Source organism: Reichenbachiella versicolor, from assembly GCF_003171675.1.
GTDB classification, from domain to species: Bacteria; Bacteroidota; Bacteroidia; order Cytophagales; family Cyclobacteriaceae; genus Reichenbachiella; species Reichenbachiella versicolor.
This window is the reverse complement of the sequence record NZ_QFZQ01000010.1, coordinates 95,819-109,835: the sequence shown is the minus strand read 5'-3', so window position 1 is coordinate 109,835 and position 14,017 is coordinate 95,819. Positions and strand designations below refer to the sequence as shown.

General features: G+C 35.9%; 13 protein-coding genes. 12 read left to right on the top strand and 1 reads right to left on the bottom strand.

Translation table 11 applies throughout. The annotated features are described in order from the left end of the window. The first annotated feature begins 50 nt into the window (after positions 1-50). From DKG80_RS18190 to amaB, 10 genes are all read left to right on the top strand, one after another. A complete protein-coding gene (locus tag DKG80_RS18190; protein ID WP_109832804.1) occupies positions 51-1,994 on the top strand; it encodes an OmpA family protein in 1,944 nt (647 codons plus the stop codon). Between the two features lie 19 nt (positions 1,995-2,013). Further along, positions 2,014-3,024, top strand: coding sequence for a 3-oxoacyl-ACP synthase III family protein (locus tag DKG80_RS18185; RefSeq protein WP_109832803.1), 1,011 nt, complete (start codon positions 2,014-2,016; stop codon positions 3,022-3,024). Between the two features lie 133 nt (positions 3,025-3,157). Further along, a complete protein-coding gene (locus tag DKG80_RS18180; protein ID WP_109832802.1) occupies positions 3,158-5,125 on the top strand; it encodes an OmpA family protein in 1,968 nt (655 codons plus the stop codon). A gap of 249 nt (positions 5,126-5,374) precedes the next feature. Further along, positions 5,375-6,235: a carboxylating nicotinate-nucleotide diphosphorylase gene (gene nadC / locus DKG80_RS18175; protein ID WP_109832801.1), complete on the top strand. Its 861-nt coding sequence runs from the start codon at positions 5,375-5,377 to the stop codon at positions 6,233-6,235. 1 nt (position 6,236) lies between these two features. Continuing rightward, positions 6,237-6,713, top strand: a complete 477-nt coding sequence (locus tag DKG80_RS18170; protein WP_109832800.1) for a YcxB family protein — start codon at positions 6,237-6,239, stop codon at positions 6,711-6,713. 79 nt (positions 6,714-6,792) lie between these two features. After that, entirely contained in the window at positions 6,793-7,275 is a 483-nt protein-coding gene (locus DKG80_RS18165) for a regulatory protein RecX (RefSeq protein WP_109832872.1), read from the top strand. Positions 7,276-7,341: 66 nt separating this feature from the next. Further along, the gene (locus DKG80_RS18160; RefSeq protein WP_109832799.1) at positions 7,342-7,887 is read left to right on the top strand and encodes a hypothetical protein; all 546 of its coding nucleotides are present in this window, start codon (positions 7,342-7,344) and stop codon (positions 7,885-7,887) included. Positions 7,888-8,061: 174 nt separating this feature from the next. Then, positions 8,062-9,567 carry a F0F1 ATP synthase subunit beta gene (gene atpD, locus DKG80_RS18155; RefSeq protein WP_109832798.1) on the top strand — a complete coding sequence of 502 codons (1,506 nt, stop codon included), beginning with the start codon at positions 8,062-8,064 and terminating at the stop codon, positions 9,565-9,567. A gap of 7 nt (positions 9,568-9,574) precedes the next feature. Further along, positions 9,575-9,832: a FoF1 ATP synthase subunit delta/epsilon gene (locus DKG80_RS18150; protein ID WP_109832797.1), complete on the top strand. Its 258-nt coding sequence runs from the start codon at positions 9,575-9,577 to the stop codon at positions 9,830-9,832. An 80-nt stretch (positions 9,833-9,912) separates the two neighbouring features. After that, positions 9,913-11,445, top strand: a complete 1,533-nt coding sequence (gene amaB, locus DKG80_RS18145; protein ID WP_109832796.1) for an L-piperidine-6-carboxylate dehydrogenase — start codon at positions 9,913-9,915, stop codon at positions 11,443-11,445. 43 nt (positions 11,446-11,488) lie between these two features. On the opposite strand, the gene DKG80_RS18140 is transcribed toward amaB, so the two are convergent. Then, entirely contained in the window at positions 11,489-12,019 is a 531-nt protein-coding gene (locus DKG80_RS18140) for a hypothetical protein (RefSeq protein WP_109832795.1), read from the bottom strand. 170 nt (positions 12,020-12,189) lie between these two features. Here DKG80_RS18140 and DKG80_RS18135 point away from each other — a divergent pair, with 170 nt between their 5' ends. Both DKG80_RS18135 and purE read left to right on the top strand, forming a co-directional pair. After that, on the top strand, positions 12,190-13,329 hold the full coding sequence (locus DKG80_RS18135; RefSeq protein ID WP_109832794.1) for a 5-(carboxyamino)imidazole ribonucleotide synthase: 1,140 nt from the start codon (positions 12,190-12,192) through the stop codon (positions 13,327-13,329). Then, entirely contained in the window at positions 13,326-13,808 is a 483-nt protein-coding gene (gene purE / locus DKG80_RS18130; RefSeq protein ID WP_109832793.1) for a 5-(carboxyamino)imidazole ribonucleotide mutase, read from the top strand. The genes DKG80_RS18135 and purE overlap by 4 nt, the downstream gene beginning before the upstream one ends. The last annotated feature ends 209 nt before the right edge of the window (positions 13,809-14,017 follow it).

The window sequence follows — 14,017 nt, the reverse complement described above, 5'->3', positions numbered from 1 at the left end:
TTTAGGTACAGCCAGCTCATTAGTTATTGTACAACCAAATCTATTAATTGATGAGACGGCTATTTACACTAGTAATTATTCTAGTAATAGTATCAGTGAGTGCAGATGCTCAGCAGGGTGATCATAAGCCATTCAAAAAAGCTGATAAAATATTTTACAAAGAAAAGCTGAAAGAAGCTTTACTTGAATACCAAAAAATAGGTAAACATCACACATTTTCTGATCGGGCTCTATATCACATGGAGATTTGCTCTCTTCTGACTGATTTTGGATCAAAGCCAATTGACGCCCTATTACAATTCAAGAAGACATCTGGCAAAAAGGATAAATTCTTTTATTACTGGTTAGGCAGAGTTTATTATAATAGGTATGAGTTTATCAAAGCAGAAAAAGCTTGGAAAGCCTTTCAAAAAGTCAGAGTATATAAGAGTAAAGAGATAATAGAAGAAACAAAAATGTTTATTGATAGGGCTCAAACTGCTAATAAATTCTATCAAAAAGTTGGGAGCTATCAAATAAGGAGATTGTCAAAATCCATTAACTCAAAATACTCAGAATACAGCCCCTTATTCTTTGCCCCATCAGAAGAATTAATTTTTGTTTCGGATCGTCCTACTAATGAAAACAAAGATGATCTACATGTGTATAAGTCAAAACAAGATGGATATAAATGGACTTCTGCCGAAAAGTATGACAACTTCGGACATTTCGATAAAGAACATCCTGAAATCGAACATGTTCCTGGAGACGAAGACTTGTTTTTTTTCAAAGGACAGTATAAAGTACACTTATTCTATTCTGAAAATGTTGGCGACAATTGGTCTAAGCCTGTAGAATACAAAGAGAAAACGGGTATTCGGAAATTTGAAGGCCATTTTTATATCAACAAAGCTCATGATTTAATACTATATGCTACTAGAAAAAGATCAGCACCTAATGATCTAGATATTTTCAGAATTGACAAAAAGTCTGATGGAACTTGGACGAAACCCTTACTGTTCTCAGAAAACATCACTTCAACTATGGACGAGGATTACCCTTATCTTACAGAAGATGGCAAAACATTATATTTTAGTTCCAAGGGATTTAATTCAGCAGGAGGGTATGATCTTTTTAAAAGTACATTCGATGCTAAATCAAAGAAATGGTCAAAACCTATCCAACTTCAATATCCCATTAACACAATAGACGACGATATTCAATTTAGGGTAGACACTAATGAAACGGAAGCATATTTCGTATCAGACAGATATGGCTCTGTAGGTGGATTTGACATATATCATTATAACGAAGCTGACATTGTAAAACTTGTAGCTAAAGTGGTAGATGACGATAAGAAGGTTCCTGATAACATCTTAATTTATATACAGGATATGTATGAAAACCCAGTAGTCAAAGGTATTTCGTTAAATGATAAAGGGTTCTTTGAAGTAGCTCTGTTCAATAATCAAACTTATTCTATACAAATAAAACAAAGCGATAATGAGCTTTTAAGCGGAACCTTTGAAGTCCCTGAGAATGGTGATCGTCTTGAAAAATCTTTTGTCATAAAGTCCAAAAGGATGATAACAGAGAAAGATCAATTTGAACAAGAGCTTGTTGATCCCAATTTTGAGGAGCTTGACAAAATTGCTAGTAAATTCAGATTGACTAACAAAGCGGTTATAAGAAACATTTACTTTGATTTTGAAAGGTATAACTTGAAAGAAGGGGATAAGGAAAAATTAAGACCATTACTCCTTACATTACAAGAGAATCCATCTGTAAATATTGAAATTGGAGGTCACACGGATAATATTGGCGACGATAAGATGAATATGATGCTGTCTAAGCAAAGAGCGAATTCAGTAAAGTCCTATTTACTTGAAAATGGGCTAAAAGAAGATAGGATATTTTCAAAAGGGTATGGAGAGAGTAAACCACTGGCATCAAATGATGACGAAAAGGATGGAAGAGAACTAAATCGAAGAATTGAAATTGTAGTTCAAAATTAAGAGTATATAACCTTCAAAAATGAAACAATCGAGAATTACTGGTCTAGGGCACTATGTTCCAGATAGAGTAGTAACCAATCAAGACCTAGAAAAACTTATGGATACCAATGATGCCTGGATTCAAGAGAGGACAGGAATCAAAGAACGTCGTCATGTAAAAGTGGGAGGGAAAGATACTACTTCATCAATGGGATCTGCAGCCGCCAAAATAGCAATAGAAAAGGCTGGTATTACTGCTAATGATATTGACTTCATAGTTTTCGCAACTTTGAGTCCTGATTATTACTTTCCTGGGCCTGGTGTGTTGGTTCAAAAACAACTAGGTATTAAAAAAGAAATCGGAGCATTAGATGTAAGAAACCAATGTTCAGGATTTATTTATAGTCTCTCAGTAGCTGATCAGTTTATTAAAACTGGTATGTATAAAACGATCTTGGTTATAGGGAGTGAGGTGCATAGTGGAGGACTTGACATGACTACAAGAGGAAGAAATGTATCTGTGATTTTCGGAGATGGAGCAGGTGCTGCTGTACTCCAAGCAACAGATGAAAAAGATATAGGAATATTATCGACTCACCTGCATTCAGAGGGGCAGCATGCTGAAGAACTTGCACTTATTGGTCCTAGTACGACTGATTGGGTAGATAAATATATTGAAAGAAATGATCCCGACGAATCATCTCATTTTCCTTATATGAATGGGAATTTTGTTTTCAAAAATGCAGTAATACGTTTTCAACAAGTAATAAATGAAGCACTGGATAAAAATGATTTTAGTGCCAAGGACATAAACCTATTGGTTCCACATCAAGCGAACCTAAGGATAAGCCAATTCATCCAAAAACAGATGATGCTCTCAAGTGATCAAGTTTACAATAATATTCAAAAGTATGGGAATACAACAGCAGCTTCCATACCTATTGCTATGAGTGAAGCATTTGAAGAAGGTAAAATTCAAAAAGGAGACCTAGTTTGTCTAGCTGCATTTGGTAGCGGGTTTACTTGGGCATCGGCACTTATTCAATGGTAACGGTTTGATAAATAAAGAACTATAAATATCAATCAGAGTTCTGTATTCATTTGACTGACCGAAATATCTTATTTAATTTTATATCTTGTTCCATGTATTATTAGGTAGTTAGACTACCAAAATTATTATCCCGATGAAGCAACTTATCCTGTTGACTTGCGCACTTTGTGCAAGTATGATCCTGTGTGCGCAGGACAAAAATCATAAAGTTTTCAAAAAAGCAGACCATTATTTCTATAAAGAACTATTTGAAGAAGCCCTCAAGGAGTACCACAAAGAATCTGAGAAATATGAGCTTACAGAAAGAGCTCTGTACCATATGGAAATTTGTTCATTACTAACAGATTATACTTCTAAGCCTGTAGATCAACTATTAGATCATTCAAAAAAAGGAGGGAAAGATGATAAATTTTATCAATACTGGTTGGGAAGAGTATATTTTAAAAGGTATGAGTTTACCAATGCAATAGATTCTTGGACAAAGTTCAGAAATATCAGGGCTTATAAAAGTCCAGAGATTATTGAAGAAATCGATTTTTTGACAGAATGGGCAAAGCAAGCAAAAGCCTATCATCAAGATGTTGGGAGTTTTCAAATAACAGCATTACCATCTGAAATTAACTCTGAAGCGTCAGACTATAGTCCACTATATATAGATCAACAATCAGAGCTGATGTTCGTGACTGAAAGACATTCGGATGATAAAAAAGAGAAGTTTCATGTTTACACATCGAAGAAGCAAGGGGAGAAATGGTCAAAAGCAGAAGTAGATACTACTTTTTCAGAATTTCATCCAAGACACCCACAAATCGAGCAGCCCCCTGGAGATGATGATATTTTCTACTTTAGCGGTCATTATTTGATTGATTTAATCAACACGCAGGTAGACAATAATGATACTCTGAGAGTAGAGAAAGCTGAAAAGACAAGTATTAGACACTTTGATGGACATTTCTATATCAATAAAGAGCATGATTTGGTGATTTTCGCTAGTAGACGAAGAGATAAACCAAATGATATGGACATATTCAAGATTGAACGAAAGGAAGATGGTAAATGGACCAAACCAATTTTGTTTTCTGAGAATATACTTTCATTCGAAGATGAAGATTATCCATTCTTATCTGATGATGGGAAAAACTTTTACTTCAGTTCTAAGGGGTTTAATGCTGTAGGAGGGTTTGATATTTTTAGAAGTATTCTGAATGAAGAAACTGGAGAATGGAGTAAGCCAATCCAACTAAAATTCCCAATGAATACGATGGATGATGATATCAATTTTAGACAGGTAACTCCTACGAATGGATATTTCGTTTCTAATAGAAATGGAGGTATTGGGGAAATGGACATATACAGCTTTACAAAGGACTATACTACAAGATTGCTGGCAGATGTAAGAGCTGAAGATTCTGACTCATTGATAGCCAATATATTAGTTGATATCAAAAAATCATCAGGAGAAAATGTAAGCTCAAACATCGAGTCTAGTGACAACGGTAAATTCGAAGCTGTATTAATGGCAGAGAATTCTTACGTGGCCTCTTTGCGATATAAAGACAGAGACTTAGGAGTTCAACCTTTTGTTGCCCCAGAAGATCTAGATGGGTCTGGAAAATTTGAAAAGACTTTCCTAGTAGACGCATCCGTCATTGCAGCAATAGATGAGGAAGAAAGGCTAGCTGCTGAAGCAGAAGCAAGAGCATTAGCTAAAGATCCTGAATATGAAGAGGTTGAGAATATTGCCAGTAAATTTAGAAGAACTTATAAGGCTCAACTTGAGAACATTTATTTTGAGTTTAACAATTATAGACTCAAAGATCAGGATAGAGCCAACTTAAAAAGCTTGGTAACTACTCTTAAGGAAAATCCGTCTGTAAATATTGAAATTCAAGGGCATGCAGATGCTATTGGCACTGAAGAGCAGAATATGAAAATCTCTAAATGGAGAGCTAATACAGTTAAAAAGTACCTAGAATATAAAGGTATTGAAGAACATAGAGTCAAGGCTACAGCATATGGAGAATCTAAGCCTTTGGTTCCAAATGAAAAAGAAGAGGAGAGAGCCAAAAACAGAAGGATTGAAATTATTGTATTAGATTAAAGAAAAGAGTTAGTTACTCTTTTCTTTAAGTACCATAAATTATTGTATATAAGATAGGTATGTTTTATCTACTAGCTCTTCTTCTAATGCTAGATCATTAATGAATACCTTTCTAATCATATCTTAATTCTGTAAAAAATGAATGATTGAAAAGGCTTCTTAACTGACTTGCTTTCGATTTATCATTGATATAGGATTAAAGTTTTGGTCAGGTGATCTTAATATCAACCCGTTGTATATTTTTGCGCCGTGAAAACCGAGTATTTGACCGAAGAGACAATTGCCGCATTCATTGATAATGCGCTTAGAGAAGATGTAGGGGACGGAGATCATTCTACTTTATCATCCATTCCACAAGGAGCTCAGAGAAAAGCAAATATGCTTGTGAAAAGTGATGGAATAATTGCTGGTATAGAGCTTGCTAAGTGGATTTTTCATAGACTAGACTCCGGTCTAAAACTTGAGATATTCAATGAAGATGGTGATACTGTGACTATAGGGGATATAGTGATGACAGTATCTGGTAATGCAAGATCCATCTTGACAGCAGAAAGGTTAGTTCTTAACTGCATGCAGAGAATGAGTGGTATTGCAACATACACTCATACAATATCAAAATTAATTAGTCACACCAAAACTAGATTACTCGATACTAGAAAGACAACACCCAACTTTAGAATTTGTGAAAAATGGGCAGTTCAAATAGGAGGAGGACAAAATCATAGATTTGGTCTTTTTGATATGATTATGCTTAAGGATAATCATATAGATTATGCTGGAGGCGTAAAAAAAGCAATTGAATCAACTAAAAAATACTTAGAAGAGACAGGGAAAAATTTAAAAATTGAAGTAGAAACTAGAAATCTTGATGAGGTAAAATTAGCTCTTGAGGCAGGCGGTGTGGAAGTTATTATGCTAGATAATATGCTTCCTTCTGTAATGAAGAAAGCAGTAGAGATAATAGGTGGAAAATGTAAAACAGAAGCTTCTGGGGGAATTACAGAAAAAAATATTGTAGACATCGCCGAAACAGGAGTCAACTATATATCAGTAGGTGCTTTGACACATTCGTATCAAAGCATGGACATAAGTTTGAAAGCAGTAAAATAAAATGGTAGTAAAAACTAGAAAATATCAAATGCCAGTAGGTGAGTATGTAAAACTGGCATTCAACAATTTAATAAAAGAGCAGTGGTGGGTGATGCTGATTTATTTGGCTATTTGTGCTGGGTATTTCGTAGTTCCTAATTTATGGTGGGTAATAGGTGCTTCTATAGCTCTAGTTCTCTACATATTATTTTGGCTGATTCAGTTTTATGGAATATCTCAACTAGAGCAAGGGAAGTTTATGTTCGAAAAATTGAGTTATGAAATTACAAGTCAACAAATTTTGATCAAACTTAATAGTAAGCAAGGGATGCCAATGAAATGGGAACAAATAAAAAGGGCTAAAGTCGGTAGTGACTACTTCTTACTGACAATTAACAAAGCTCAATTGATTCACTTACCTTTTAAAATTTTTAATTCCCAGAATGAAGTTAAATTCTTAGAAACCATCTTAAAAAGGAAGGGTTTCGTATCTGAATAAGCTAATACCCTAAAGAGATTAAAAACACCTCCATTTTTTAGAGGTGTTTTTTTATAGTCTAATTTTCTAAATTAGAATGATGGAAGAGCGGCTCGATAAAAAACGATTAACCCCTAAGCAGGCAAAATTAAAAGCTGCCAACTATTGTGCTTATCAGGAACGGTCTCAGAAAGAAGTAAAAAAAAAACTATATGACCTGGGGCTTTGGAAGGATGAAGTAGATGAAGTCTTGACAGATCTGATTATTGAAGGGTTTATCAATGAGGAAAGGTTTGCTAAATCTTATGTCGGAGGTAAGTTTCGTGTAAAAAAATGGGGGCGAAATCGAATCTTGATGGGGTTAAAAGAACATCACATCTCCAAATATTGTATTAAAAAAGGGATGGAAGAAATCGATGATAGTGAGTATAAATCAACACTCGCTATTCTGATCGAAAAAAAAGCTTTCACAGAAAAAGAAACTAATGTTTTTAAAAGGCGAGAAAAAATATCTCGAAGTATGATTTATAAAGGTTACGAATCCAGTTTAGTTTGGGAATTTGTAAATGATTTAGTTAACTAACGAACCTTGTTAATTTGTCATTGATTCTTGGAATATTCTGAATTATTTTTGACAAAATCCTCCGAAATGGCACTGAGCACTACCAAAGAAAAATACCTCTACTGGGGCATATCCTTTATATCAATCACGGTAATATTATTTGTTATATACTTTAACCTTGGAGGCTTTAATGATGTAAAAGCAGGAAAGTCAAGTGGTAGTAAACATAGTATAGCAGGAAAATGGGTGATTGGTGAAAATGTCAGAAAAAAAGAAAGCGAAGTTTTCTATACTCTTAAACAGCAAGTAGAGCTAGGCGAATTACAAGGTATCTTATGTATGGTCGATTTTAAAAATGATACTCTTCAAGGTAATGAGGTGGCTCATTTTTTTGGAGTGATTTTAGAAAATGAAGTGTCTGCACTTCCTGCAGAGTTTGATATTATTGAATTAAATGCAGAAACTACCTATAAAGCATCCCTTACTATGCATCCTATAGTAATGCCAAATACAGAAACAGTGGAAAAACAGCTTCAAGATATTGCAGCAAGCTATGGTGATAAACTCCGACCTCTTACCATAGAGATGTTCTTCGAGGATAATTCTATTATGGTAGAAATGCTTGCCTATTAATATTACGAAGTGATCATTCTAATGAATTCAATCTTTGTATTTTGTGCACAAAACCATTGCTTTTTATCTAATAGAAAATACAAATGACTGGGGTTGTGGATTCACACCTATTAGTATAGCTTTGCACACTGAAAAATTTTAAGAAGTTTTCAATAGCAGTAAAATATTATACTAATGGCAAACAGCGGTAAAATAACGCAGGTAATCGGCCCGGTAGTAGACGTTAGCTTCGAAGGCGAAGGTTCTACCATACCAAACATCATGGACGCTCTTTATGTAACTAAAGAGAATGGTCAAAAAATCATTTTAGAATGTCAACAGCACCTTGGGGAAGATAGAGTAAGAACTATCGCTATGGAAGGTACTGAAGGTTTGACAAGAGGTTTGGAAGTAACCGATACTGGTGCTCCTATCGCTATGCCAATCGGAGAGGATATCAAAGGAAGACTTTTCAACGTAGTTGGGGAAGCTATTGATGGTATTGATCAACCAGAAGGTAAGAAAAAACTTCCTATACATAGACCAGCTCCTGCTTTTGAAGATCTTTCTACTTCTACTGAAGTACTTTTTACAGGTATCAAAGTAATTGATTTGATTGAGCCATATGCAAAAGGTGGTAAGATCGGATTGTTTGGTGGTGCTGGAGTTGGTAAAACTGTATTGATTCAAGAATTAATTAACAATATCGCTAAAGGACATGGAGGTCTTTCAGTTTTCGCTGGTGTAGGTGAAAGAACTCGTGAAGGTAATGACCTTCTTAGAGAAATGATTGAATCTGGTATTGTTCAATATGGCGATGAATTCTTAGAGTCTATGGAAGAAGGCGGATGGGATTTATCTAAAGTCGATAAAAAGAAATTAGAAGACTCTAAAGCTACTTTCGTTTTCGGTCAGATGAATGAGCCTCCAGGGGCAAGAGCAAGAGTTGCGCTTTCTGGTCTTACAGTAGCTGAATACTTTAGAGACGGTGATGGAGATGGAGAAGGTAAAGATATTCTTTTCTTCGTAGACAATATTTTCAGATTTACACAGGCTGGTTCAGAAGTATCGGCACTTCTAGGACGTATGCCATCTGCAGTAGGTTACCAACCTACACTTGCAACAGAAATGGGTGCAATGCAAGAAAGAATTACATCTACCAAAAAAGGTTCTATTACTTCGGTACAGGCTGTTTATGTACCTGCAGATGACTTGACTGACCCAGCTCCTGCTACTACTTTCGCTCACTTAGATGCTACGACTGTACTTTCAAGAAAAATTGCTGAGCTTGGTATATATCCAGCAGTGGATCCTCTTGATTCTACTTCTAGAATTCTAACTGAAGAAATTGTAGGAGAAGAGCATTACGCATGTGCTCAAAGAGTAATCGAGACTTTGCAGAGATATAAAGAGCTTCAAGATATTATTGCTATTCTGGGTATGGATGAATTGTCGGATGAAGATAAGGAAGTAGTGCACAGAGCTAGAAGAGTTCAAAGATTCTTATCTCAACCATTCCATGTGGCAGAGCAGTTTACTGGTCTTGCAGGTGTATTAGTAGATATTAAAGATACCATCAAAGGATTTACTATGATCATGGATGGTGAATTAGATCATTTGCCAGAAGCCGCTTTCAACCTTGTGGGTAACATAGATGAAGCAATCGCTAAAGGTGAAAAACTATTAGCTGAAGCTAAATAATTAAGCCATGTATCTAGAAGTAATCACACCGGATGAAAGAATTTTCGAAGGGGAAGTAGATCACGCTACATTTCCTGGAAGTGATGGTGCGTTTCAAGTATTGAACGATCACGCTGCTATGATCAGTTCTTTGGGTTATGGTGATTTGAAAATAGTTCAAACTATCGAAAAAAAGACAAAAGAATTCCATTACGGTATCCAAGGAGGCGTAGTAGAAATTGTAAATAATAAAATCTTAGTATTAGCTGAAGGAGTAGATAGCTAATTCAAGATTACTCAAAATATTAAAGGCTGGTTCAATTAATTTTGAGGCAGCCTTTTTCTTTTTAAAAACGTCTAATATATATGAGCATTCCAAATATTACCGGTATATTAAAAGATCTTCAAATCAACCCTGTAAACCAGGGGTGTTCAACAGGGATTCACTGGCTACATGGCAATAAAACAATAACATCTTATTCTCCTGTAGATGGCAAACCTATAGCTGAAGTAAAATTGGCCACAGACGCTAATTATGACTCATGTATTAAAGTTGCTCAAGAAGCGTTCCGTCAATGGCGATTGATACCTGCTCCTAAACGCGGAGAAATCGTCCGCCAAATTGGAAACAGACTTAGGCAACACAAACAAGCTCTTGGTACTCTTGTGTCCTACGAGATGGGAAAATCACTTCAAGAAGGGCTAGGGGAAGTACAAGAGATGATAGACATCTGTGATTTTGCTGTTGGACTATCAAGACAGCTTCATGGTCTGACTATGCACTCGGAAAGACCCAATCATAGGATGTATGAACAATATCATCCTCTTGGGATAGTAGGTATAATTTCTGCGTTTAATTTCCCAGTAGCGGTTTGGTCATGGAATGCTGCTTTAGCTTGGGTCTGTGGCGATGTCTGTGTTTGGAAACCAAGTGAAAAAACTCCTTTGACAGCTATAGCATGTCAGAAAATAGCAGCTGAGGTTTTTCGAAAAAACAATATCGACGAGGGTGTTTGTACACTAGTAATTGGAAACGCTGAAATGGGTAAAAAGATTGCAACAGACTCACGTATTCCATTGGTTTCGGCCACTGGTTCAACACGCATGGGAAAGGCAGTTGGTGAAAAAGTGGGGGCTCGTTTAGGCAAAGCGTTGTTAGAACTTGGAGGCAACAATGCGATTATTATTTCTAACAGTGCTGATTTAGAAGCTAGTTTGATTGGGGCAGTATTTGGGGCTGTAGGCACATGCGGACAGAGATGTACTAGTACAAGACGTCTAATTATTCATAACCAGATCTTTGAAGAAGTAAAAAGAAAACTAGTTAATGCCTACAGACAACTAAAAATTGGCAACCCTCTAGATGAATCAAATCATATTGGGCCTTTAATAGACAAGGTCGCTGTGGAAAATTATATGGAAGCTATAAACAGACTTAATGAATTAGGGGCAAAACCTGTTTTAGAAGGAAAAGTACTTGCTGATTTTAAATCTGGTTGCTACGTGAAGCCAGCTATCTATGAAGTTGAAAACAAGATGGACATTGTTCAAACTGAGACTTTTGCTCCAATACTCTATCTTATCAAATATTCTGATATCAAGGAGGCTATTGAGATCCAAAATGATGTGCCTCAAGGCCTGTCATCGGCTATAATGACTCAAAATATCCGAGAATCAGAATTATTTCTTTCGCACGAAGGGTCTGATTGCGGAATAGCCAATGTAAATATAGGCACTTCTGGAGCTGAGATTGGCGGGGCTTTTGGAGGAGAAAAAGAAACTGGTGGTGGAAGAGAATCAGGTTCAGATGCCTGGAAAGTTTACATGCGCCGTCAGACTAATACGATCAACTACGGTAAAGATTTACCTCTAGCACAAGGGATTAAGTTTGAACTTTAGAGTAAAATAAGAGGCTGACTTTTAATAACAGCCTCCTAATTTTTTAGTTCAAATTGATATTGTAACCAACATTGATCAATACTGGCCACGGGTCATCAACGTCAACGCCAAAGCTTTCCAGAGCATCAATATCATCATTGTATTCCGATGATCTTATTGGAAGTAAAATTCCAAAATCCCAATAATTGCCATTTCCTTTTTTCGATTTGAGCATCATTCCTACTCCAAAAGTAACCCCCGTATACGATTCGGTTTCTGTGCTTCCATCAACAAACTCAACTGCTATTACAGCATTGGTACCATACATTCCTGACAAATAAGCTTGAACTCTTCCCTCTGATGGTAAATATCCCATCAAACCAAAGTTGTATCCTAAACCATCCAAATTGTATCCAAGGCCTAAAAATGCTCCAAGATAGTCTGTTGGATTATAGACAGCTCTACCGCCGAAACCTCCATAGGTAAGTCCTAAACCTAAACCAAGGTGAAACTGTCCTTCATTAGAATAATCTGATTGTGCAAAAGAGGTGTTTAGCGTCAGAGCCATCACCATAAGTAGTACTACTTTTTTCATATTTAGTATAATTAGCGATTGAAAATGGTGGCAAATATGCAATATTCCATATTTTTATGGCTACAATAAAATAAAATTCTTGTCGGAAGAAGGTGTATAATTTTTCTTCCAAAATATGATTGCCTTTAATTAGATACTACTTTTGCGCTCATATTGAAGTACAGTGAAAGATGAGTTTTAATCCAAACATTAAGATCGGTGTATTAGGAGGAGGTCAATTGGGCCGTATGATGATCCAGTCTGCCATGAATTATAATCTGGATATCAAATCAATGGATCCAGATCCTAATGCCCCTTGTAAGAACTTGGTAAGTGAATTTGTAAATGGTGATATAACTGATTTCGAACAAGTAATTGCTTTTGGAGAGGAGTGCGATTTAATTACTGTAGAAATTGAAAACGTTAATGTAGAGGCATTAGAGGTATTAGAGGCTCAAGGGAAAAAGGTATTTCCACAACCAAGTGTACTCAAGATCATTAAGGATAAAGGAGAACAAAAACAGTTCTACTTGGATAATGATATTCCAACTTCAGAATTCGTTTTTATTAATGATAAATCTGATTTAGAAGACTATATAGATTTTTTACCTGCAGTTAATAAATTAAGAACTGAGGGCTATGACGGACGTGGAGTACAAGTAATCAAAAAAGAAGCGGATATAGTAAAAGCTTTCGATGCTAAATCGATATTGGAAAAATTTGTCGACTATGACAAAGAGATTAGTGTAATAGTAGCTCGAAATGAAAAAGGAGAAACTAAAGCGTTCCCTGTAGTAGAGCTTGAATATCATCCTGAAGCAAACTTAGTAGAGTTTCTATTCTCTCCTTCGTCCCTATCCGAAGAGATGAGAACTAAGGCGAAAAACCTTGCTATGGATGTCATAACTAAGTTAGATATGGTTGGATTATTAGCTGTAGAAATGTTCGCAACTAAAGATGGTCAAGTCTTAGTTAATGAAGTTGCTCCAAGAACACATAATAGTGGACATCATACGATCGAAGGAAACATCACTTCCCAATTTGAGCAACATATAAGAGCTATTCTAAATCTGCCTCTTGGGGAAACTGAGATTATTGATCCAGCAGTAATGATTAATTTACTTGGTCACCCAGACCATACTGGTATAGCTACTTACGAAGGTATAGATGAGGCAATGACATTTTCAGGTATGCACATTCATCTATATGGTAAAAAGAATACTAAGCCATTTAGAAAAATGGGACATGCGACTTTAGTGGGGAAAGATTTGAAAGAATTAAAATCTAAGGCTAGAGCCTTTAAAGAGAGTATAAAAATCAAAGCAATATGAGTGCACAAATAGGCATAATCATGGGTAGTAAATCTGATCTCAATATCATGAATCAGGCTGCAGAAGTATTGAAAGAACTGGGTGTTGATTTTGAATTAACTATCGTTTCTGCTCACCGTACACCCCGTAGAATGGTTGAATATGCTGAATCTGCCAAATCTAAAGGCCTAAAAGCAATCATCGCGGGAGCTGGAGGAGCAGCTCACCTTCCAGGAATGGTGGCTTCATTGACAACTCTTCCGGTAATCGGTGTGCCAGTCAAATCAAGTAATTCTATTGATGGATGGGATTCTGTTTTGTCAATTCTTCAGATGCCTGGAGGTGTGCCAGTTGCGACTGTTGCTCTTGATGGAGCGAAGAACGCTGGGATTTTGGCAGCTCAAATTGTTGGAGCATTTGATGATAAAGTGGCTCAGAATTTGGTCGATTTTAAATTAGCAATGCGCAAGAAGGTAGAACAGTCTATAGAAGAGTTATAACAGTAGTATTATAATATTTTTAATTTCCTAAGTCCGAAAAAACTACTAGACATTATACATTTAAATTAAACTTATAGGTAAAGTAGATAGAGTCTACTTTTTATAAGGACGTATTGTATCATTTTGTAAGGTAAGGACTTTCTCAGAAATGAATATGTCTATTCTTTCGGGAACTAAAAATAGGAAACTTTAGCATTGTGTTTGTGAGC